This window comes from Methylophaga sp. UBA3603 (genome assembly GCF_002375335.1).
Lineage (GTDB): Bacteria > Pseudomonadota > Gammaproteobacteria > Nitrosococcales > Methylophagaceae > Methylophaga.
In genome coordinates this window covers 150,364-171,816 of the sequence record NZ_DFMC01000010.1, presented here as the reverse complement: position 1 = coordinate 171,816, position 21,453 = coordinate 150,364, and the positions used below count along the sequence as shown (strand labels likewise).

General features: G+C 45.8%; 22 protein-coding genes. 18 read left to right on the top strand and 4 right to left on the bottom strand.

Annotation, left to right across the window (positions count from 1 at the left end; translation table 11 throughout):
• Nucleotides 1-70 precede the first annotated feature (70 nt).
• From mreC to B4F66_RS11545, 13 genes are all read left to right on the top strand, one after another.
• Nucleotides 71-1,021 (top strand): rod shape-determining protein MreC, encoded by a 951-nt coding sequence (gene mreC, locus B4F66_RS11605; RefSeq protein WP_292354103.1) that lies wholly within the window; start codon nucleotides 71-73, stop codon nucleotides 1,019-1,021.
• Complete coding sequence (mreD, locus tag B4F66_RS11600; RefSeq protein ID WP_292353761.1) at nucleotides 1,021-1,497, top strand: rod shape-determining protein MreD; 477 nt, start codon at nucleotides 1,021-1,023, stop codon at nucleotides 1,495-1,497. Before mreC ends, mreD begins: the two co-directional genes overlap by 1 nt.
• A gap of 2 nt (nucleotides 1,498-1,499) precedes the next feature.
• Entirely contained in the window at nucleotides 1,500-3,368 is a 1,869-nt protein-coding gene (mrdA, locus tag B4F66_RS11595) for a penicillin-binding protein 2 (protein WP_292353763.1), read from the top strand.
• 22 nt (nucleotides 3,369-3,390) lie between these two features.
• A complete protein-coding gene (gene rodA, locus B4F66_RS11590) occupies nucleotides 3,391-4,521 on the top strand; it encodes a rod shape-determining protein RodA (RefSeq protein ID WP_292354105.1) in 1,131 nt (376 codons plus the stop codon).
• Nucleotides 4,518-5,498, top strand: coding sequence for a lytic murein transglycosylase B (gene mltB / locus B4F66_RS11585; protein WP_292353766.1), 981 nt, complete (start codon nucleotides 4,518-4,520; stop codon nucleotides 5,496-5,498). Before rodA ends, mltB begins: the two co-directional genes overlap by 4 nt.
• Entirely contained in the window at nucleotides 5,495-6,343 is an 849-nt protein-coding gene (locus B4F66_RS11580) for a septal ring lytic transglycosylase RlpA family protein (protein WP_292353768.1), read from the top strand. Before mltB ends, B4F66_RS11580 begins: the two co-directional genes overlap by 4 nt.
• A gap of 24 nt (nucleotides 6,344-6,367) precedes the next feature.
• Nucleotides 6,368-7,516: a D-alanyl-D-alanine carboxypeptidase family protein gene (locus B4F66_RS11575; RefSeq protein WP_292353769.1), complete on the top strand. Its 1,149-nt coding sequence runs from the start codon at nucleotides 6,368-6,370 to the stop codon at nucleotides 7,514-7,516.
• A gap of 6 nt (nucleotides 7,517-7,522) precedes the next feature.
• Nucleotides 7,523-8,368: a D-amino-acid transaminase gene (dat, locus tag B4F66_RS11570; protein ID WP_292353771.1), complete on the top strand. Its 846-nt coding sequence runs from the start codon at nucleotides 7,523-7,525 to the stop codon at nucleotides 8,366-8,368.
• Nucleotides 8,368-8,643 (top strand): HP0495 family protein, encoded by a 276-nt coding sequence (locus tag B4F66_RS11565; protein ID WP_292353773.1) that lies wholly within the window; start codon nucleotides 8,368-8,370, stop codon nucleotides 8,641-8,643. The genes dat and B4F66_RS11565 overlap by 1 nt, the downstream gene beginning before the upstream one ends.
• Nucleotides 8,643-9,257, top strand: coding sequence for a lipoyl(octanoyl) transferase LipB (gene lipB / locus B4F66_RS11560; protein ID WP_292353774.1), 615 nt, complete (start codon nucleotides 8,643-8,645; stop codon nucleotides 9,255-9,257). The genes B4F66_RS11565 and lipB overlap by 1 nt, the downstream gene beginning before the upstream one ends.
• Nucleotides 9,254-10,213: a lipoyl synthase gene (lipA, locus tag B4F66_RS11555; RefSeq protein WP_292353776.1), complete on the top strand. Its 960-nt coding sequence runs from the start codon at nucleotides 9,254-9,256 to the stop codon at nucleotides 10,211-10,213. Before lipB ends, lipA begins: the two co-directional genes overlap by 4 nt.
• A gap of 32 nt (nucleotides 10,214-10,245) precedes the next feature.
• The gene (locus tag B4F66_RS11550) at nucleotides 10,246-11,517 is read left to right on the top strand and encodes an NAD(P)/FAD-dependent oxidoreductase (RefSeq protein ID WP_292353778.1); all 1,272 of its coding nucleotides are present in this window, start codon (nucleotides 10,246-10,248) and stop codon (nucleotides 11,515-11,517) included.
• Nucleotides 11,518-11,675: 158 nt separating this feature from the next.
• Nucleotides 11,676-12,851 carry a citrate synthase gene (locus tag B4F66_RS11545; protein WP_292353781.1) on the top strand — a complete coding sequence of 392 codons (1,176 nt, stop codon included), beginning with the start codon at nucleotides 11,676-11,678 and terminating at the stop codon, nucleotides 12,849-12,851.
• Here the strand turns inward: B4F66_RS11545 and epmB are convergent.
• A complete protein-coding gene (gene epmB / locus B4F66_RS11540) occupies nucleotides 12,841-13,848 on the bottom strand; it encodes an EF-P beta-lysylation protein EpmB (protein ID WP_292353783.1) in 1,008 nt (335 codons plus the stop codon). The two genes, B4F66_RS11545 and epmB, sit on opposite strands and share 11 nt — an antisense overlap.
• 53 nt (nucleotides 13,849-13,901) lie before the next feature.
• Here epmB and efp point away from each other — a divergent pair, with 53 nt between their 5' ends.
• Both efp and epmA read left to right on the top strand, forming a co-directional pair.
• A complete protein-coding gene (gene efp / locus B4F66_RS11535; protein ID WP_041354687.1) occupies nucleotides 13,902-14,474 on the top strand; it encodes an elongation factor P in 573 nt (190 codons plus the stop codon).
• A gap of 72 nt (nucleotides 14,475-14,546) precedes the next feature.
• Complete coding sequence (gene epmA, locus B4F66_RS11530) at nucleotides 14,547-15,512, top strand: EF-P lysine aminoacylase EpmA (protein ID WP_292353786.1); 966 nt, start codon at nucleotides 14,547-14,549, stop codon at nucleotides 15,510-15,512.
• Nucleotides 15,513-15,579: 67 nt separating this feature from the next.
• On the opposite strand, the gene B4F66_RS11525 is transcribed toward epmA, so the two are convergent.
• From B4F66_RS11525 to B4F66_RS11515, 3 genes are all read right to left on the bottom strand, one after another.
• Complete coding sequence (locus tag B4F66_RS11525) at nucleotides 15,580-16,629, bottom strand: choice-of-anchor A family protein (RefSeq protein ID WP_292353788.1); 1,050 nt, start codon at nucleotides 16,627-16,629, stop codon at nucleotides 15,580-15,582.
• A gap of 224 nt (nucleotides 16,630-16,853) precedes the next feature.
• Nucleotides 16,854-18,158 (bottom strand): TRAP transporter large permease, encoded by a 1,305-nt coding sequence (locus B4F66_RS11520; RefSeq protein ID WP_292353790.1) that lies wholly within the window; start codon nucleotides 18,156-18,158, stop codon nucleotides 16,854-16,856.
• Nucleotides 18,158-18,685 carry a TRAP transporter small permease subunit gene (locus tag B4F66_RS11515; RefSeq protein ID WP_292353791.1) on the bottom strand — a complete coding sequence of 176 codons (528 nt, stop codon included), beginning with the start codon at nucleotides 18,683-18,685 and terminating at the stop codon, nucleotides 18,158-18,160. The genes B4F66_RS11520 and B4F66_RS11515 overlap by 1 nt, the downstream gene beginning before the upstream one ends.
• Nucleotides 18,686-18,843: 158 nt before the next feature.
• Here B4F66_RS11515 and B4F66_RS11510 point away from each other — a divergent pair, with 158 nt between their 5' ends.
• The 3 genes from B4F66_RS11510 to B4F66_RS11500 all read left to right on the top strand — a co-directional run bounded on the left by B4F66_RS11510 (nucleotide 18,844) and on the right by B4F66_RS11500 (nucleotide 21,452).
• The gene (locus B4F66_RS11510; RefSeq protein WP_292353793.1) at nucleotides 18,844-19,209 is read left to right on the top strand and encodes a DUF4389 domain-containing protein; all 366 of its coding nucleotides are present in this window, start codon (nucleotides 18,844-18,846) and stop codon (nucleotides 19,207-19,209) included.
• A 28-nt stretch (nucleotides 19,210-19,237) separates the two neighbouring features.
• Entirely contained in the window at nucleotides 19,238-20,008 is a 771-nt protein-coding gene (gene yaaA / locus B4F66_RS11505; protein WP_292353795.1) for a peroxide stress protein YaaA, read from the top strand.
• 79 nt (nucleotides 20,009-20,087) lie between these two features.
• A complete protein-coding gene (locus tag B4F66_RS11500) occupies nucleotides 20,088-21,452 on the top strand; it encodes a diguanylate cyclase (protein WP_292353796.1) in 1,365 nt (454 codons plus the stop codon).
• The last annotated feature ends 1 nt before the right edge of the window (nucleotide 21,453 follow it).

Genomic DNA, 21,453 nt, shown 5'->3' with positions numbered 1-21,453 from the left:
GAAGTAGGTATTTGACCTTTACAAATAGCAAGGTTATTTGTGAAGGTCTTTTCATTTTCGGAACTGAGCCATTAAACCGTTATTTGCCCAAACACCTTCATTAAATACTCGGATGCTGCTTGCAGTAGTCGCATCGTTGTTATTGTATTTTCTGGATACACGACTGGATTATTTCAAGCCCGTCAGGATGACCCTGTCTACGGCTGTTTATCCTGTACAGAAACTCGCCTCTATGCCAGACGATTTCACCACATGGTTTACTGATTTTTTTCAGGGCCATCGGCAACTGCGTGAGAAAATCATGAAGCTTGAAGCACAAAACCTCACTAATAGTGTGCGGATGCAAAAAATGCAGGCGCTGGAAAGTGAAAACATGCGCTTGCGAGAATTGCTTGGTTCATCATTTCGTCTACAGGAACGGGTGCAGGTTGCCGAACTGCTCAGTGTCGACTTAGATCCTTTTTATCAGCATGTCATCATCGATAAAGGTGAAACCTTTGGCGTCTATGAAGGGCAGCCAGTACTCGATTCTCTAGGTGTCATGGGACAGGTGGCGGAAGTCAGCCAGTTTTCCAGCCGCGTCGTGTTGTTAACCGACCCCAGCCACAGTATTCCAGTACAGATTGTCAGAAATGGCTTACGCGCTGTGGTCACTGGGCGGGGTCTAGGAGAAAATTTACAGATGGAGTTTTTACCGCACAATGCCGATGTGCGCGTTGGAGATCTATTGGTAACCTCGGGCCTGGGGGGGCGTTTCCCGGTTGGTTACCCCGTTGGAAAGGTGATCTCAGTAAACTTCCCTCAGGGAAAATCTTTTGCCGAAATTAGCGTTAGTCCAGCTGCTCGGTTGGCAACCAGTCGAGAAGTCATGTTGGTACTGCCGGGTGAAAAAATTGATTTCGGTATTACATATCCTTTGCAAATTGAAGAAAGTGATTTACCTGCAGTGGAAGAACAGCCTGCATTGGAAGAACAGCCTGCAGTGGATGCGCCAGTGACGCCATCGGAGGAAAGTAACTGATGGTTCTGGTGAAGTCACAGCATAGCAGTGTCATATACATTACCTTGTTATTCGCCATTTTATTAATGCTGGTGCCACTGCCAGATACGCTTCGATATGCACGTCCGGAATGGGTTGCTATCACGCTGATTTACTGGGCAATGGCTTTACCACAACGGGTCAGCATTGGCGTTGCCTGGTTTACCGGATTGGTGATGGATGTGGTCACCGGAGGTATTCTGGGGATTCATGCATTTGCCTATGCACTGGTGATTTATCTGGTTGGGCGTTTACATTTGCAAATTCGTCAATATCCTCTTTGGCAACAGGCTTTTACAATATTGTCCCTGGTTTCTCTGGTGCATTTTATCGTGATGCTGAGTGCGCCGATCACCTTCAGTTGGAACCACTGGTTGACCGTACTGACCAGTACACTGGTCTGGCCCTTTGTGTATGCCGTATTAAGGAAAATACGTCGTAGTTTTCAGGTGAGTTGATTGTGATCGATCCCCGGCACAGGCTCAAAGACCATTTTCGTGAAAGTCGATTGGTCAGTAACCGACTGATATTCGCCGGGCTTTTTTCGCTAGTGTTGTTTGGCATCATTATTTTTCGCTTGGTGATGCTGCAGATTGTCGAATTTGAACACTTTGATTCACTTTCCAATCGCAATCGGGTGGATATTGAGCCGTTAGCGCCTCAACGCGGCTTGATTTACGATCGTAATGGTGTGTTACTGGCCGAAAATATTCCGACATTCAGTCTCGAGTTGATCCCGGAGAAAGTAAAGAATGTGGATCAAACAATTGCCGAATTGGCTGAGCTGTTATCACTAACCGCTGAAGATATTGATGCGTTTAATGAACGCCGTAAACGTCATCGAGCCTTCGAAGAAATAGTGGTTCGTAACCAGCTGACTCAGAAAGAAGTCGCATTGTTTTCAGTTAATCGTCATCGTTTCCCGGGTGTTGATGTGGTAGGCCGGTTGATACGGCATTATCCGCAGGGACCGCTTTTTGCTCATGCGGTGGGTTATGTCGGTCGTATCAATCAGCAGGAAACACAGGTTATTGATCGACAAAATTACAAAGGTACACTGCAGATAGGTAAAACCGGTGTTGAAAAACAATACGAAGATTTTCTGCATGGCACAGTAGGGTATCGTCAGGTTGAAACCAATGTGCAGGGGCGCACCGTTAGAGAACTTTTCAGTGAACCGGCCACTGCAGGACAGGATCTGTATTTGCATCTTGATATTAACCTGCAGCAGGCGGCCGCAGAAGCATTGGGTGAATATAATGGCTCTGTTGTCGTACTCGATACAAAAAACGGTGGTGTGTTAGCCTTGGTCAGCAAACCGGATTACGATCCAAACTCTTTCGTGAACGGCATTAGCGTCAAAGAGTATGCAGAATTGCGTGACTCCATCGATCAACCCCTGTTTAATCGTGCATTGCGCGGTCATTATCCCCCGGGATCGACATTCAAACCCTTTGTTGCTCTGGCGGGTTTGGAGTTAAATGTCGTGACCCAGCAAAGCCGAACATTTTGCCCTGGTTTTTATTCATTACCAGGCAATTCTCATCGGTACCGCTGCTGGAAACGCATAGGACATGGTCACGTTGATCTGAAAAGTGCGATGGCCGAATCCTGTGACGTGTATTTTTATGATTTAGCACATGCAATTGGGATTGATCGGTTACATGGCTTTCTGGATTTGTTTGGTTTTGGTCATCAGACAGGTGTCGATATTCCTGGTGAGAGTAAAGGTTTGTCTCCTTCCAGAGAGTGGAAGCGTAATCAGCGCAATCAGGCCTGGTATCCCGGTGAAACGCTGATATCGGGGATAGGGCAGGGATTTAATCAGATGACGCCAATTCAACTGGCTCATGCAACCGCAACGCTTGGAATGATGGGAACGGTTTATACCCCCCAACTGGTTCGCGCTACCAAAGCGGATAATGACGAAGGTATGCAGTTGTTGGGTGTGCAACAGGCTGACAGTTTACCGATACAAAATTCCAGTCATTGGCAGTCGGTAATCGAAGCGATGGTTGAAGTGGTCCACGGCAAACGTGGTACGGCAAGACATATTGGAACAGATTTACCATTCCAGATTGCAGGGAAAACAGGCACAGCACAAGTATTCGGAATAGCCAAGGATGCTAAGTATGATGAGGAGTTACTGGCCAAAAAATTACATGATCATGCGCTTTTTGTGGCTTTTGCCCCGGCGGATGATCCTGAAATAGCGATTGCAGTAGTCGTAGAAAATGGGGGAAGTGGCAGTGCCACAGCCGCTCCAATTGCACGTAAGCTTATCGATGTATATTTTGGAATTGAGACTGATGAGCCAGTTACGGAATGAGGTAAGACAGTCGCCCAGAGCGATGAGCGGTTTGCTGCAGGACAGACGACGGGTGCCCGGATTTCAGTGGCGCTCAGGATTGCAACGTGTGCACCTGGATGGCTTATTAATATTGGGCATCCTGACGCTGCTGCTGTTCAGTTCTGTCGTGCTATATAGCAGTGGCGGTGAAGACATTGGTTTATTGCTACGTCAGGGAGTCAGAATGGCAATCGCCATAACGGTGATGATTCTTCTGGCGCAGATACATCCCGATCGATTCAAAGATGTTGCGTTTTGGATTTATGCAGTCGGACTGCTAATGCTGATTGCTGTTTTATTGTTTGGCACGATAGGAAAAGGCGCTCAGCGTTGGCTTGATTTGGGTTTTTTCCGCTTTCAACCATCTGAGATTATGAAGCTGGCGGTGCCTTTGGTAGTAGCCGTTTATCTGGCAGATAGACCATTACCGCCCAGCTTTGTCAGAATGTTTTTTGCACTGGTGATGATTGCTGTTCCAGCCTTGTTAATTGCCAAACAGCCAGATCTGGGAACGGCATTGTTAATTGCCAGTTCGGGGTTGATAGTGGTTTTTCTGTCGGGTGTTTCCTGGCGATTGATCATGAGTTTTCTAGCTCTGGCCGCTGCAGCTGCGCCGGTATTATGGTACTTCATGCATGACTATCAGCGACGCCGGGTGATGACCTTATTTAACCCTGAGTCGGACCCACTAGGTGCCGGCTATCATATTATTCAATCGAAGATTGCGATTGGATCGGGTGGGTTACAAGGTCGTGGCTGGCTACAGGGGACGCAGTCGCATCTGGAGTTTTTACCGGAACGCTCCACCGATTTTATTTTTGCGGTGATTGCAGAAGAATTTGGTCTGATTGGTTTGACACTGTTGATTACAGTTTATCTGTTAATTACTGCGAGAGGCCTCTATATAGCTGCTCAAGCGCAATTGAGTTACATGAAATTATTGGCGGGCAGTATTGCCATTACATTTCTGGTCTATGTTTTTGTAAATGTAGGAATGGTTACTGGTCTTTTACCTGTTGTCGGGGTGCCGCTGCCACTGATCAGCTATGGAGGTACATCCATGGTGACCTTGCTGGCAGGCTTCGGTATCCTGATGTCCATACACACTCATCGGAGGATGATGTCACCGTGAAGAAACACATTACCGCTACACTGTTAAGCCTGATAATGACGCCAGCATTTGCCAATCCTGAACTACCGGATGTGGATAAATTTATTGATGAAATGGTTGAAGAACATGCGTTTGACAGAGCCGAACTGGAAAACCTGTTTGCTGAGGTTGAAGTCAAAGATAGCATTCTTAAAGCTATTTCCAGACCTGCTGAGAAAAGTAAGCCGTGGTATGAATATCGCGAGATTTTCCTCGATCAGGCACGTATTAATGCGGGTGTAGCTTATTGGAAAAAACATGCCGATACGTTAGAAAGAGCTGAAAAAGAATTGGGTGTACCTGCTGAAATAATCCTGGCTATTCTCGGTGTAGAAACCCGTTTTGGCGGCAACATGGGCAGTTTCCGGGTTCTGGATGCCTTATCTACTCTGGCCTTTTGTTACCCTCCGCGTAGCACTTTTTTCCGCTCGGAATTGAAAAACTTTTTAATCCTGACTCGCGAAGAGGAGATGTCTCAACTGGAACCGATTGGTTCTTATGCCGGGGCCATGGGGCTGGGACAATTTATGCCTAGCAGTTTTCGTGAATATGCTGTCGATTTTGATAATGATGGCCACCGTGATATCTGGAATAATCCAACGGATGCTATCGGCAGTATCGCGAATTATCTGCGTCGTCACGGCTGGCAGCCAGGCGAAAACATTGTGCATGCTACAAAGTACGAAGGTAATGATCTGCCACAGGATTTGATTGATCGCGGATTGAAGCCTACCGTAACGCGTGAAGAGTTAAGAAAATCCGGTTTGAGCACCGATAAATTACCCGAGGGTGAAGATGCGATTACCGTTTTCAGCCTGACCCAGCCCGATGGTGAAGAGCTATGGTTAGGCCGGCAAAATTTTTATGCGATAACCCGTTACAATCACAGCCGTATGTATGCCATGGCTGTTATCCAATTGTCAGAAGCGATTCGTGATGGTTATGAGTCTGTAAAATGAAACAGCGTGTAGTTAAGTATTTAACTTTATCGATAATGCTGACGGGGCTTTGGTCCTGTGGAACCGTGACTGAACAACAGGATTCTGCACCAAAAGTAAAACCGGATGTTTCGAAAATCCCGGATGCAGTCCCACGTGATGAACCAAGAAGTAAATATGGTAATCCAGCTTCATATGAAGTGTTCGGCAGAAGATATTACACACTTGCCAGTAGTGAAAATTATGTAGAGCGTGGCAAAGCATCCTGGTACGGTACAAAGTTTCATGGCAGACGCACCTCCAGTGGTGAGCCTTACGATATGTATGCGATGACGGCTGCTCATAAAACATTACCTTTACCAAGTTATGCTGAAGTCATCAACCTGGAGAATGGACGCAAGGTCGTGGTAAAAATTAATGATCGTGGACCGTTTCATGATGATCGATTGATAGATTTATCCTATAGCGCCGCAACCAAGCTGGGTATTATTGATAAAGGTACTGGCCAGGTTGAAGTAAGGGCAATCAGCAGTAAGAATGTCGTTGCGTCTACTACCGCTAAAAAAGATGTAGTCGCCAATGTAACACCCACAGCAAATGCTGTTTCAACCCAAACCACAACAATGGGGAAAGTCGGACTGTTTCTGCAAATAGGAGCATTCAGCACATTAAGCAGGGCAGAACAGATAAAGCAACAAGTTCAACAACAGATTCAAGAGCGAGTTCATATTTCATCTGTTGAACGTGTTCAAACTCCCTTATACCGGGTTCGGATTGGCCCACTTGAAAGTGTTGAATATAGCGATAGGATCGCTAATCAACTAATGGGATTAGGTTTTTCTGATACCCGGCTTATCAAGGAATAACTGTTTTTTATTGAGAGTAACTAAATGATTAAAATTTTCAAAATGAGCCTGGCAGGGCTACTTTTCAGTGTCGCCACTATCAGTTCGGCGGGAATGATCACGCCGAATCCTACAGCACCCTCAATTGCGGGTACTGCCCATATTTTGCAGGATTACGATAGCGGACATATTTTAATGTCCGAAAATGCAGATGAGCGTCTGCCACCGGCCAGCATTACCAAATTAATGACCTCTTATGTGGTTTCCCAGGAAATCCACGATGGCAATATTAAACTTGATGATGAAGTATTAATCAGTGAAAAAGCCTGGCGCATGATTGGCTCACGCAGCTTTATTGAGGTGAACACTAAGGTAACCGTGGAAGCCCTGTTGCGAGGCATGATCGTGCAATCAGGTAATGATGCTGCTGTAGCGCTGGCTGAACATGTTGCGGGTAGCGAAGAAGTGTTTGCCCAGATGATGAATCAATATGCTCAGAAACTGGGTATGGTCAATACCAACTATCAAAATGCCACCGGTTTGCCGGGACCAGAGCATTACACCACGGCGCATGATATTGCGATCCTTTCAGCAGCCTTAATCCGGGATTATCCCGAACATTACCAATGGTATGCAGAAAAGGAATATACCTACAACGGTATTACTCAGCACAATCGTAATAAATTGTTATGGCGTGATAATACGGTTGATGGATTGAAAACCGGTCACACCGAAGAGGCTGGATACTGCTTATCTGCATCAGCAAAGCGTGATGGTATGCGCCTGATTGCTGTGGTTCTTGGCACGGCAAGTGAAAATGCACGAGCCCAGGAAATCCAAAAAATGTTTAATTTTGGTTTCCGTTTCTTTGAAACGCATCAGCTTTATGCGGCAGATGAGGCGATTACTCAAACCAAGGTTTGGAAGGGGCAAACTGATCAGTTGAATCTGGGTCTGGGACAGCCATTATCTATTACGGTTCCTCGCGGACGTTATAAAGACTTGCAGGCCTCAACCAATATCCAACAGCCTGTTGTCGCTCCAGTTGCCAAAGGCACTGAGCTGGGAGAGGTGGAAATCCGTTTGGGCGATGAAGTGGTTGCCACTCGTAAACTGGTGGCTGTGGAAGAGGTTGAAAAAGGCAGCTGGTGGAGACGAATCCTCGACAGTTTGTTGATGCTTATCTGGGGTTAATGTTTCGTGGCAATAGTTTATCTTAACGGCGAATTTATCCCCGCTGATAAAGCTCAGGTCTCTGTGTATGACCGCGGATATTTATTAGGTGATGGCATTTATGAAGTGATTCCGGTGTATGCCGGAAGCGCTTTTTTACTCGATAGGCACCTGCAGCGATTGCAGAATAGTCTGGACGGCGTACGGATCGAAAACCCGTTTTCAGATGCGCAATGGACCGGCATTATTAATGATTTGATCGCCCGGAATAATGCGGGCGATCAGTCGTTGTATTTGCAGGTCACCCGGGGCGTAGCACCAAGAGATCATATCTTTCCGATTGGTGTGGCACCTAGTGTGTTTCTGATGAGTAATCCGCTGCATCCGGTTGCCGATAGCTGGAAGACGGATGGTATCAAGGCCATTACCACAGCCGATATTCGCTGGATGCGTTGCGATATTAAAGCAATTACCTTGCTGGCAAACAGTCTGATGAAACAGTTGGCGCAGGATGCTGGTGCACAGGAAGCGTTATTGCTCCGCGATAATTATCTGACCGAGGGTTCAGCCAGTAATGCGTATGTGGTCATCGACGGTGTCATCTTTACTGCGCCAAAAGATGAAAAAGTATTGCCTGGCATTACCCGTGATCTGATTATTGAGCTGGCGGCGCAAAATGATATGCCGCTACATGAAAGAGCCATCAGTGAATCAGCTCTGCGAAATGCGGATGAGATCTGGATCAGCAGTTCAACCAAAGAAGTGGTGCCAGTGACCTTATTGGATGGTGAAATCGTTGGTAATGGTAAACCCGGCCCCGTGTGGCAACAAATGGACATCTTGTTTCAGCGCTATAAACAAGAGGTAATCTGATGAGTGAATCAAACGGCGAAGAGACGTTACTGGAATTTCCCTGTGAATATCCGGTAAAGGCAATGGGAGAAACCCACCCGCAGTTGGATAATATTGTGGTGGAAATCGTCCGCAAGCATGCTGGTGATATTACTGAAGGAGCTGTCACCAGTAGACAGAGCTCAGGGGGCAAATATACTTCCATCACCGTGGTTATTGAGGCGACCAGTAAAAAACAACTGGACGCTATCTATCAGGAACTCAGTAGTCACGATGCCGTTAAATACGTGCTCTGATGAAGATACAGGATCTCGGCCTACGGGATTATCAACCAACCCTGCTAGCCATGCAGCAGTTCACGCAGCAACGTGATAATCACACCGAAGATGAACTGTGGTTATTAGAACATTATCATGTTTACACTCAGGGGTTTAATGGTCAGGACGGTCATCTGCTGAGACAAAATACAATTCCGATGGTACGAACTGATCGTGGTGGTCAAATAACCTACCATGGTCCGGGACAATTAATCGTTTATCCATTAATTGATTTACGTCGTTTCGGCATGGGCGTACGCAATATGATCAGTTGTATGGAAAACACGGTTATTGCCATGCTGGACGAGCATAAGATTGACGCATATGCTCGTAAAGATGCCCCTGGAGTGTACTGTGGCGAAGCGAAAATTGCTTCACTGGGATTACGGGTCAAACGCGGCGCCTGTTATCATGGCCTGAGTTTAAACATTGATATGGATTTACAGCCATTTGCCGATATCAATCCCTGTGGTTACGCAGGCATGCAAATGACCGATATGAAAACATTAGGTGCAACGGTCGATATGGCCTCAGTAAAACAACAATTTGTGTCTGTTTTTCTCGCACACATGCAACAAGGTAACAACACATGACTGACACGGTTGAACCGGTAAAACGTGATGTAAAAGCGCTTAAAGGTGCCTCTAAAGTCGCGCGTATTCCCATAAAAATCGTTCCTAGTGATCCTAAGCGCAAACCGGAATGGATTCGTGCCAAATCACAAGGTGCACCTGAAGTACAGCGCATCAAACAAATGTTGCGTGATCATGATTTGCACACCGTGTGTGAAGAAGCGTCCTGTCCCAATCTTGGGGAGTGTTTTGCCCACGGTACGGCGACATTTCTGATCATGGGCAATATTTGTACCCGACGTTGCCCTTTCTGTGATGTGGCGCATGGTCGTCCTGATGCATTAGATGAGAATGAACCGAATCATCTGGCAAAAACCATTGCCGCCATGCAGCTCAAACATGTAGTGGTGACCTCGGTCGATCGTGATGATTTACGTGATGGTGGCGCTGCCCATTTCAGCCGCTGCATCAGTGAAATTCGTCAGCAATCGCCACAAACCCGTATTGAAGTGCTGGTGCCTGATTTTCGTGGTCGTATGGATGTGGCGCTGGAGATACTGGCGGATAATCCACCGGATATTTTTAATCACAATCTGGAAAGTATCCCCAGACTCTACAAAGCCGTTCGACCTGGCTCGGATTATCAATGGTCATTAGATCTGATTCAGCGCTTTCAGCAAATGCATCCTGAAGTGCCCACTAAATCTGGCCTGATGCTCGGTTTGGGTGAAAGCATCGATGAAGTTAAACAGGTGATGCAGGATTTACGCGATCATGGTTGTCGGATGCTGACGCTGGGTCAGTATCTGCAACCTAGCAGGCATCATCTGGCAGTTGAGCGTTTTGTCACTCCAGCAGAGTTCGACGAGCTGGCAGTAGCAGGTAAGGAAATGGGCTTTGAACATGTGGCCAGTGGACCAATGGTGCGATCGTCTTATCATGCCGATCTGCAGGCTCAGGGTGAAAAAGTCTCTTGAGTCAATAATTATTAACAGCTGAGTGCTCTGATATGACTATCAAGCGTCGACAAGTGTTAAAAAATGCAGCTTATTTATCGGCTATGGCAGCCCTGCCATTGGGATTATCTACTGCTTGTTTTCGTCATCAAAAACAGAAAGTCGTAGTTATTGGTGGTGGGTTTGCTGGAGCCACTGCAGCGCGATATCTGGCAATGTGGGCGCCAGAACTTGATATCACGTTGATAGAAAAAAACCGTCAGTTTATCTCCTGCCCTCAGAGCAATCTGGTGCTTAGCGGCAGTCGCAACCTGTCACAGCTTACTCATAACTACAGTGCCTTACAGACAGATAAGGCTATTCGCTTTGTACAATCCGAAGTTATCGCCGTTGATACTGAAAACCGCCAACTCTGGCTGGCAGATGAAAGCCGAGTGGACTATGACCGATTGATTATTGCCCCCGGCGTCAGTTTTATTTATGACCAGCTGCCTATCCTTGCTACGGCTGAAGCTCAGGAACATGTTCCCCATGCCTGGAAAGCGGGTGAGCAGACTTTGTTATTAGCCAATCAGCTTAAGTCGATGCGGCAGGGCGGAGTGGTGATAATGACGGTTCCGGCAGCACCTTTCCGCTGTCCTCCTGGGCCTTATGAGCGTGCTTGTCAGATTGCGTTGCATCTTAAACAGCATAATCCTACCGGCAAACTACTAATACTGGATGCCAACCCGGATATTGTCTCTAAAAAAGCCTTATTTACCGAAGCGTGGCAACAGCAATATGATGGTTTAATTGAGTATCAGCCAATGAACCCGCTTGAGTCGGTCAATGTGGCCAATCTGGAGGTTGAGAGCTTTTTTGACCGTTATCAGGCAGATGTATTAAACGTCATCCCACCACAGAAAGCTGGTGCGGTGGCTGCAATGGCTGGCGTGATTAATGTTGATAATCGCTGGTGTGACGTAGACTTTCTGACCTACGAGTCCACAGCGGTTGAACGAGTGCATGTGATAGGTGATGCGGTGGCCGCCAAACTACCGAAATCTGCACATATAGCTAACCAGCAGGCTAAAGTGTGTGTCGCTGCAGTTATAGCTTTGTTGCGTGATGAATTACCAGAGCAACAACCTATATTTAGCAATACCTGCTACAGTTTTGTCGATGGACGGCAAGCAGGACATGTTGCCGCGGTTTATCGTTATGATAAAAACAGTCAGGATATGGTTCCTCACCCCAGTGGTGGAGTTTCCGAGACGGCCAGTGAACAGGAAGGTCGTTATGCTCAGGGTTGGGCCGAAAACATCTGGGCTGATACGTTAGGCTAGATTTTCCAAAGCAACGATATATTAGTCGTGATGGATAAATAGATTTGAGAAGGCGAAATCTGCTACCGATAGCGCGGGGTTTCGGTCTTGTCCCATTGCAGTATAATGACCCCCAATTTCAATAACTCCACCAGCTGGATTTAAACACGAGGTAGTAGATGAGCGATTTTTTACCCGGCCTGGAAGGTGTGCCTGCCACGAAGTCAGCCATTTCATTTATTGATGGCGAAAAAGGCATCCTTAGTTACCGTGGTTATCCACTGGAAACACTGGCAACCAACAGTACTTTTGAAGAAACCACGTTATTGCTTCTGGATGGCGAACTCCCCACTAAAGCAGCTTTAAATCGCTTTTCCAAACAGCTGCGCAGCAGCTATCGCATCAAATATCATATTCGTGAAATGATGCGTCATTTCCCGCATACCGGTCATCCGATGGATATGTTGCAAACAGCGGTTTGCAGTTTGGGCATGTTCTATCCGGGCACAGAATGTCTGACCGATGCCGAAAGCTGTAAAGATATCGATTATGTCCGCAATATGACGGTTAATATTATTGCGCAGATGGCACCTTTGGTCGCCATGTGGGAACACATGCGCCAAGGTTATGATCCCATTAATCCGCGTGATGATTTATCCGTGGCGGAAAACCTGCTGTATATGTTTACCGGTAAAGAACCGGACAGCCTGATGGCGCGGATTATGGACGTCTGCCTGATTCTGCATGCTGAACATACTTTGAATGCCTCAACCTTTGCAGCCTTGGTTGCCGGTTCAACATTAGCATCACCTTACAGCGTTATTTCAGCAGCGATTGGTACGCTTTCGGGTCCATTACATGGTGGAGCCAATCAGCGTGTAGTTGGCATGCTGCAGGAAATTGGTTCACCAGAAAATGTTGAAGCCTGGGTCGATAAAAAACTCGCCAACAAAGAAGTTATCTGGGGCATGGGGCATCGTGAATATAAGGTCAAAGATCCACGTGCCACCATCCTACACAAGCTGGTGACCAAGCTGGTGGAAGAACGTGGTGGTTCACTTGATAAGATGTTTGCTACGGCGATGAAACTGGAAGAAGTCTGTGTGGATCGTCTGGGCCATAAAGGCGTGTATCCGAATGTGGATTTCTACTCCGGTATTCTTTACTCAGAAATGGGCATTCCAGAAGATCAGTTCACCGCATTGTTTGCAGTCGCTCGCTCAGCCGGTTGGCTGGCTCATTGGCGTGAACAGATTTCCAATAACCGTATTTATCGTCCAACACAAATTTATGTTGGTCATGAACAGCGTGAATATATCCCGATGTCTGAACGGAAAAAAGCGTCTAAGCAATAATGGTTTTACTGGTTTCACCTTGTTGCTCGCGCACCAGCCGCGGCACAAGGTAGCCAGGTAATTCGCGACGCATGGCAGCAATGAGCTCTATTCCTTGCTGTTCAGCTACATCAAAATGACTGGCCCCTTTTACTTTATCGAGTAAATGCAGGTAATAAGGCACTACCTGAACCTCGCTCAACCTCTCACTAAGTGCCACTAAGCTGTCCGCATGATCATTCACACCACGTAATAAAACGGCTTGATTGAGTAGTTCACAACCGGCATTGCGTAACTGCAATAGCGCCTCAGCAGTTTCAGCATCAATTTCATTGGCATGATTGGCATGAATGACCATCACCACCCGTAATGAAGAGCTGCTAATCCAGTTTAATAAGCTTTTGCTAACCCGTTTTGGCAGCACTAATGGCAGCCGTGTATGAATTCGCAGCCGTTTGATATGTGGGATTTTCTGCAAGTCTTCCACCATGGCCGCTAATTTTTTATCGGTTAATGCCAATGGATCGCCGCCACTGAAAATCACTTCCCGAATGCTGTTATCACTTTGCAATGCAGCGACCGATTGTTGCCACTGACTGGCTAACGGATTACTTTCGCTATAAGGGAAGTGCCGGCGAAAACAGTAACGGCAATGAATGGCACAGGCTCCGGTTGTCAGCAATAATGCCCGGCCCTGATATTTATGCAAAATACCGGGTGAGCTGATTGCCAGATAATCCCCCACCGGATCCGCTGAAAAACCTTCGACCTCAATATTTTCATCAATTAGCGGGAAAACCTGACGTAACAGAGGGTCATTGGCATCACCATAATGCATTTTATTGATATAACTTTGCGTCACCCGCAGCGGGAAGTTTTTTAAGCTCTCGGTATCAATCGCTTGCAGACGATTCTCCAGCCCCAGCATTTGCAGCAAGACTGTTGGGTTTTTAATGGCATGACTTAATTCATCCTGCCAATCAGCAAAGATTACGTCAGCTTGCGATTGCGGTATCATAGTGGGCTTTGATTTTGTGAACAGGCGACGATCGTCCCCCAAAAGAGGTAAGCATGGCAAGTTATAGTACAAATGAGTTTAAAGCCGGACTGAAATTCATGATGGATGGCGATCCTTGCAGCATCATCGAAAATGAATTTGTGAAACCAGGTAAAGGTCAGGCATTTAACCGCGTTAAATTCCGTAACCTGAAAACCGGGCGCGTTAACGAACGTACTTTCAAAACTAACGAATCTGTTGAAAGTGCTGACGTTGTAGAAATCGATCTGGAATTTTCTTACAGCGACGGTGAATTCTGGCACTTTATGGATCCCAGTAGTTTCGAACAATATGCTGCCGATGCCAATGCGATTGCTGACAGTAAAGACTGGCTGAAAGAACAATATGTTTACACGGTCACTCTATGGAATGGCACACCATTGCTGGTGACACCGCCTAATTTCGTTAATCTGGCAGTGGTTGAAACTGATCCGGGTGTGCGTGGTGATACTTCAGGTGGCGGTGGTAAACCGGCAACGCTGGAAACTGGCGCAGTAGTGCGAGTTCCATTATTTATCGAAATCGGTGAAGTGTTGCGGGTTGATACTCGTTCAGCATCTTACGTCGAACGTGCTAAAAAAGATTAAAATCATTATCAGTTTTTGTGTTTTTAGTGTTGCATGTAGCAAGCTTACATGCCTTAACCCTAAGTCTGAATAATGCTTCAAAATGAGCAATTACAGATCATATTAAAACGGCGGGCAAAGCTTCTGGCAAATGTCCGCCGTTTTTTTTCAGTTCGCAATGTACTGGAAGTTAATACTCCCATTTTGTCTTCGGCGGCACCTACTGCGCTTTATCTTGACAGTTTTTCCACCCGGTTTGAGGCTGGCAGCGATTCCAAAGTCCTGTATCTGCATACTTCACCTGAGTTTGCGATGAAACGCTTGCTGGCGGCCGGCAGCGGCGCGATTTATCAGATTGCCACGGTATTTCGTAATGGTGAGTTGGGTCGCCAGCATGCGCCCGAGTTTTCCATGCTGGAGTGGTATCGACCAGGATTTTCGCTGACTGAGTTAATGGCGGAAGTCGATGCTTTTATGCAACAGGTGATCGGCTTACCTGCAGCAGTTATTTTTCCTTATCGTGATTTATTCGCTAAATACTTGCAGCTGGATATTTATCAGGCTGATGACAATTTACTGAAGCAAATTGCATTGGATCGCGTAGCCGGGCTTACTGCTGATTGGCAAACTGATCGGGATGGCTGGCTGGAAATGTTGATGAGCGAAGTAATTGAACCACAGCTTAAAGCGCTGGAAATGCCGGTGATGGTTACAGAGTTTCCTGCATCTCAGGCGCAGTTGGCGAAAATCGAAATGAATGCTGAAGGACATCAGGTCGCCAGTCGTTTTGAGCTATACGCTGGTGGAATGGAGCTGGCTAATGGCTATGACGAATTATGTGATGCCACCGAATTACGTCAGCGTTTTGAGCAGGATAATCAATTGCGTCTGCAACAAGGCAAACCCCAAATGCCGATAGATGAAAATCTGCTGACAGCAATGCAGTGTGGTTTGCCGCAATGCAGTGGCGTTGCATTGGGACTGGACCGTTTAATGATGCTGCATTTTGCTGAAAACAATATCAGCCAGGTGCAAGGCATTGCTTTTATTGAGAGCTAACAAGCCCTATGCAAATAAAAAAGCCACCAACGATGTCGTTGGTGGCTTTTTGGTTTTATAACTTAAATTAAAGTGATTTTCTGCGATTACGACGAAGTGAGAAGAATCCAATCAAACCACTCAGAAACAAAGGCAATGCAGCTGGGACCGGAACAGCTGCCGGTGGGACGAAATCAGTAGGTTGAGAGTGAATCTCACCATATTGTGTCAGGCTTTTGGCCGCTAGTGTGCCCTCAATATTATTACTATTTGTGACACCTGCGTTCAATGCCAGAATACTACCACCGAACTGGCTGGCCAGATTAAGCTCAGTAGCATCGACAAAATTCCATAAAAACATCGAACCGTAGAGCGTCGCTGCACTCGCCAGGAAATTCGCTTTGATATCAAATTCGGTATTACCCCCACCAAATACATTAAACAGAATGCTCTGCGTATTGGTCATGCTGAAATCAAACTCAAAGGCTTTGTCGAAAAAATTACTTGCATCAGTGATTTTGAAGATTGCCAGCCCACTATCATTGCCGACGGCGTTAAAGGTGACTTTTCCTCCATTAACGCTATAGCCACTGTTTGCGTCAAGCCCGGATAATTGGTTAGAAAAATTGCTCAATACATTCATTGCATTTGAAGCTTGAGTAGCAGGATCGAAGGGGGCGGTAACCGGTTGGTTTAATACGCTTCCGCCGCCATTAGCATTTGCCGAACCCGTCAGATTTCCACCATAAGTCGTATTACCACCATTGGTGTTTACACTACCTGAGATATCACCAACAACTGAAGTGGAGCCGCTACCGTTTGCATTATTTTGTAAGGATCCAGATACCGAACCAACAAAGGCATCTCCACCATCATTCATTGTGACATTCCCGGCAATATTTCCACCTACATTCAGACCTTTGCCTTTGGTTTGAACGTTGCCACTAACGTTTCCACCCACCGTCAGTGCCGGCACAGCGGCATTTGATGTTTGATGCATGTTGTAAAGGCCGCCATTAACATTGCCTCCAATAAGTGCGTTTCCTTCGACCTCTGAGGTACTTGTGACATCGCCAGAAGTGATAAGGTTATATTGGTTCAGTAATGAAGTGGCGTCGACAGGGCTGGCGTTAGCCATTTGACTGCAACTAATAAAAAAGAGGCTGGCAAGGGTTAATTTAGATACATGCACTTGGCTTATTCCTTTAATGGATACATGGATATTGATTGTATGATATTGATATACCAAAAAATAAACAATTGGACTTTGGTACACCCTTAAAGAATATAGCGTGACAGTTTAGGGGCTATTGACCTTTCAGAGGTGGTTATGAAAGATCAACAAGCCCTGGCAGTCAAGTTTTACCCCATCAGGTTTGGCAGCCAAAGTGAGATGGCCGGAAAACTGATAAGCAGTGCAAGCACAATAATCTGAATACCTACAAACGGCATGATGCCTCTATAGATATCCATCAATTTCAAGTTAGATGGGGCACTGGCTTTCAGATAAAACAGTGAAAAACCAAATGGCGGTGTCAGAAATGACGTTTGCAGGTTAATCGCAATCAGCAGAGCAAACCACAATGGATCAATATTCAAATGGATTGCTACCGGTGCAATGATCGGCACCACAATAAAACAGATCTCAATAAAATCGAGGAAAAAGCCCAGTATGAATATCAGCAACATACTGAGAACTAAAAACGTCCATTTCCCTCCCGGCAGACCTGAAAAAATATCCAGAATCAGTCCATCACCACCCATGCCGACGAACACCAGTCCAAAGGCGGTGGCACCAATAAAGATTAAAAACACCATGCTGGTCAGACGAGCTGTTTTCTCCATAGCATCGCGAAGATTAGGCAGCGTCAAACGACGATGCAGAGCAGCCAGTATCAATGATCCCAGCGCACCAACCGCAGCAGATTCAGTAGGAGAGGCAATACCATAAAAAATGGAACCCAATACCGCGATTATGAGCAATAAGGGGGGGAGCAGACTCTTTAAAACACTGATCCACAGCGCGGCCAGTTCCGGATTATCATCCCGTACCGCTGGTGCCAGGTGTGGGTGACGCCATGCGACATAGACTATATATAGAATGTAAGCCACAATCAGCATTATGCCCGGCACTACTGCACCGATAAATAATTCACCCACCGGCACGCCGATAACATCACCTAACAGGATCAATATGATACTTGGGGGAATGATTTGTCCTAACGTGCCGGAAGCGGCAATAGTGCCACTGGCTAAAGACGGGGCGTAACCTCGCTTCAGCATCGAAGGTAAAGCAATAACGGTCATGGTGACTACTGATGCTCCTACTACTCCGGTGGTGGCAGCTAACAAAGCACCCACCATGACAACGGATATTGCCAGCCCTCCGCGAATTCTGCCAAACACCCGTCCCATGGTATCGAGTAGTTCTTCAGCAACACCGGATTTTTCCAGAACCACACCCATAAACACAAACAATGGCACCGCCAGTAAGGTGAAGTTGGTCATGATGCCCCAAATTCGAAATGGCAACAGCTGGAAGAAGTCAAAGCCTAGATAGATACTACCGAATAACAGCGAAATGGCACCGAGCACAAAGGCGACCGGATAGCCGGTCAGCAGGAGCAGGATCAACAAGGCAAACATCAGTAAAGCAATATATTCCATTATTTTTGCTCCTGATGATGTTGAATAATGCGGATATTCCGAATTAACTCAGCTACAGCCTGAATCATTATCAGTAGAAACCCCAGCAACAAAGCTGCTTTGAGAATAAAGCGGTAGGGCAGGCCGCCTGGATCGGGTGAGCCCTCCTGATATAAATAAGCATTGTAGGCAAATGGCCAGCTGCTGATCAGAATCAGCAGACAAAACGGCATCAGAAACAATATAATGCCAATGACATCAATCCATGCACGGTGCTTATTACTAAGCCGTTGACTGCGATAGAGAATATCTACCCGTACATGGGCATCATGTTTGAGGGTATAGGCGCTGCCGAGCAGAAATATCAATGCAAACAGATGCCATTCCAGTTCCTGTAAACCGACAGATCCCTGTTGAAACAGATAACGCATCATTACGTCGTAGCAGGTTAACAATACCAGTAGCAAAACCAACCAGCTGCAAAGTTTGCCAGTATATTCAGTGAAATGGTTTATCGAAGTTTCCAACGAGGCAAAGAATCGGTCCATGGTAGTCTTTCATCAACAAAATAAACGTTGAAGTTTCCCATAAAGCGGCCCATTGCTCCAGCAATTCACCATTTTATGAAATTTATTGCTCGACTTTCCGCAACAAGTTATGGAAGTGTTAAAGTGATATTGACTTATCACCTACCAGGAGAAATGACATGGATAATACGGAATTTAAAAATAGTGATGAAAAAAACCAACTGATACGCCTGTTATATATGCTGCTTTACGGTTTTGTGCTGTATCTAACGATGTCAGTGTTAGCAATTGTGGTCATTGTGCAGTTTGTCTTTGCATTATTTAGTGGCAGCGCCAATGATGCTATTCGAGGATTTTCAAAAGACTTGTCTCGCTTTATACAGCAAATTGTTTTATTTCTGACATACAATGATGAGAAAAAACCGTTTCCATTCAACCCACTATATGATGAGGTGGAAGCTGAAGCGGTGTATGATAACGACGATTATATTGCAGACTATGAAGACATCTCTGACCGTGATGATCCAGATGCACCTAAAAAATAAAATTGACTGATGGAATACTGAATTTCTTATGCTCACTGTAATCTCTCCGGCCAAGACGCTTGATTTCGATACGCCTGTGTCTACCAATAAATACTCTGAACCTCGTTTTCTGGATCAATCACAACAATTGATTGAGCAACTGAAAAAGCTGTCTTCTCAGGAAATCGCCAATTTAATGAAGATCAGCGACAAACTTGCCGGTTTGAATATGGCGCGGTTTCAACAATGGCAAACACCCTTTACCGAAGAAAATGCCAAACAGGCAATTCTGGCATTTAAAGGAGATGTGTATACCGGTCTTGCAGCTGAGACCCTGGATGATAAAGGGCTGGACTTTGCACAGCAGCATTTACGAATACTCTCCGGTTTATATGGTGTGTTAAGACCCCTGGATTTAATGCAACCCTATCGTCTGGAAATGGGCACCCCGTTTCAGAATGATGCCGGCAGGGATCTTTACAGTTTTTGGGGAGATCAAATACGGCAATCCCTGGAGGCTGAACCAGCATTGAAAGATGGCGTGTTGATCAATCTGGCGTCAAATGAATACTTTAAAGCCGTTGATGCCAAAAAGCTCAAGGCGACTATTATTACGCCTGTTTTTAAAGACTGGAAAAACGGTCAGTACAAAATGATCAGTTTTTATGCCAAAAAGGCGCGAGGACTGATGAGTCGTTTTATTATTGACCAACAAATTAACTCTCCGGAAAAACTCAAGCAATTTGACTCGGATGGCTATCGATATAGTGAAGAAATGAGTCAAAAAAATGATTGGGTGTTTATCCGGGATAATCATTAAGTAACGTGAACTAAGGTCGGTAATGAAGCCAGGGACGGTTACAAGAACCATAAAATCAATACTGATATTGATTGGCTTTATGGCCGGGCATATTTCAGCCAACGCAGAAGTCGTTTTGACGAAAGCAGAACAGGCTTATCTCACCCAAAAACAAGTCATTAAGCTGTGTGTTGATCCTGACTGGCTGCCTTATGAAGGCATTGATGAGCAAGGTGAGTTCACCGGTATCATGTCAGATTTTTATGCTTTATGGTCTGACAAAATCAATATGGCCATTCAGCTGGTCAACACGGCAAGCTGGCAGCAATCGTTGCAATTTATACAGGATGGCAATTGCGATATTCTTGCCAGCGCACAGGATGTCCCCAGTCGACGTGACTGGCTCAATGTCAGTAAACCCTTTATTTTTTATCCATTAGCTGTAGCCACTCAGCCAGATCACCAGTTTGTGGTGAAGTTTGAACAAATCCAACATCGTGATTTTGTGATGGTGGGAGGCTATGCGGGGGTCGAATTGCTTCGTAGTCGCTATCCGGATATCAATATCACCACCGTAAACACCTCAAGAGAAGGCCTGAAAATGGTCGAAACCGGTATAGCCCATGGATTTATCGATACGGTACCGACCATTAATTATCAGATGCTTCGCTGGGGAATCTCGCACCTGAAGATTAGCAATGTGCTGGATTTGCAGTATGCAATGTCGGTGGGGGTGAGCACCCGCGAAACCCAGTTGCTCGAAATTTTCAACAAGGCCATTGATGATACTTCAGAAGTTGAACGACAGCGTGTATTGAACAATTGGTTATCTATAGAGTTTCAACAAAATAATACGGCTTTATTCTGGCAATTATTGGTGGGCGTATCGTTAGTGCTGTTAGTATTAGTTTATCGTTATCGGCAGGTGCATCATCATAATCGAAACCTGCGTAATCTGAATAATCAGTTAGAACAAATCTCGCGCCATGATCACCTGACCGGATTAGCTAACCGTTATGCGTTACACGAGCGGTTTAACGTGGAAATCGAAACTTCCAGCCAGACCAGACAAGTCTTTTCAATCCTTTTGCTAGATGTTGATTTTTTTAAAACCATTAATGACGAGTATGGTCATGATGTAGGCGATGAGGTTATCAAACAATTTGCTTCTCTGTTAATGTCCAAGGTGCGTGAGAACGATATGGTAGGTCGTTGGGGCGGGGAGGAATTTCTAATTCTCTGTTCACAAACTTCCAAAAATGGCGCTTTTCAGTTAGCCGATCAGTTGCGTCATCAGGTGCAGAATTACAATTTCCCGGTAAATCAGCAAATTACTGCCAGTTTTGGATTAAGTGAGTATAGGCATGGCGAAACTATTGGTGATACGATTAAGCGAGCTGATGATGCACTATACGATGCCAAGAAAAATGGTCGGAATCAGATTGTAATGGCGGACTCTGATTAAT

What these genes read in the sequence shown, in the direction of transcription:
- lipA (WP_292353776.1), top strand. Translation starts at nt 9,254, where the DNA reads ATGACTGACACGGTTGAACCGGTAAAACGTGATGTAAAAGCGCTTAAA.
- B4F66_RS11565 (WP_292353773.1), top strand. Translation starts at nt 8,368, where the DNA reads ATGAGTGAATCAAACGGCGAAGAGACGTTACTGGAATTTCCCTGTGAA.
- B4F66_RS11510 (WP_292353793.1), top strand. Translation starts at nt 18,844, where the DNA reads ATGGATAATACGGAATTTAAAAATAGTGATGAAAAAAACCAACTGATA.
- B4F66_RS11525 (WP_292353788.1), bottom strand. Translation starts at nt 16,629, where the DNA reads ATGGCTAACGCCAGCCCTGTCGACGCCACTTCATTACTGAACCAATAT.
- B4F66_RS11580 (WP_292353768.1), top strand. Translation starts at nt 5,495, where the DNA reads ATGAAACAGCGTGTAGTTAAGTATTTAACTTTATCGATAATGCTGACG.
- B4F66_RS11515 (WP_292353791.1), bottom strand. Translation starts at nt 18,685, where the DNA reads ATGGACCGATTCTTTGCCTCGTTGGAAACTTCGATAAACCATTTCACT.
- B4F66_RS11575 (WP_292353769.1), top strand. Translation starts at nt 6,368, where the DNA reads ATGATTAAAATTTTCAAAATGAGCCTGGCAGGGCTACTTTTCAGTGTC.
- B4F66_RS11545 (WP_292353781.1), top strand. Translation starts at nt 11,676, where the DNA reads ATGAGCGATTTTTTACCCGGCCTGGAAGGTGTGCCTGCCACGAAGTCA.
- B4F66_RS11520 (WP_292353790.1), bottom strand. Translation starts at nt 18,158, where the DNA reads ATGGAATATATTGCTTTACTGATGTTTGCCTTGTTGATCCTGCTCCTG.
- efp (WP_041354687.1), top strand. Translation starts at nt 13,902, where the DNA reads ATGGCAAGTTATAGTACAAATGAGTTTAAAGCCGGACTGAAATTCATG.
- epmB (WP_292353783.1), bottom strand. Translation starts at nt 13,848, where the DNA reads ATGATACCGCAATCGCAAGCTGACGTAATCTTTGCTGATTGGCAGGAT.
- yaaA (WP_292353795.1), top strand. Translation starts at nt 19,238, where the DNA reads ATGCTCACTGTAATCTCTCCGGCCAAGACGCTTGATTTCGATACGCCT.
- lipB (WP_292353774.1), top strand. Translation starts at nt 8,643, where the DNA reads ATGAAGATACAGGATCTCGGCCTACGGGATTATCAACCAACCCTGCTA.
- B4F66_RS11500 (WP_292353796.1), top strand. Translation starts at nt 20,088, where the DNA reads ATGGCCGGGCATATTTCAGCCAACGCAGAAGTCGTTTTGACGAAAGCA.
- rodA (WP_292354105.1), top strand. Translation starts at nt 3,391, where the DNA reads ATGAGCGGTTTGCTGCAGGACAGACGACGGGTGCCCGGATTTCAGTGG.
- mreD (WP_292353761.1), top strand. Translation starts at nt 1,021, where the DNA reads ATGGTTCTGGTGAAGTCACAGCATAGCAGTGTCATATACATTACCTTG.
- epmA (WP_292353786.1), top strand. Translation starts at nt 14,547, where the DNA reads ATGCTTCAAAATGAGCAATTACAGATCATATTAAAACGGCGGGCAAAG.
- B4F66_RS11550 (WP_292353778.1), top strand. Translation starts at nt 10,246, where the DNA reads ATGACTATCAAGCGTCGACAAGTGTTAAAAAATGCAGCTTATTTATCG.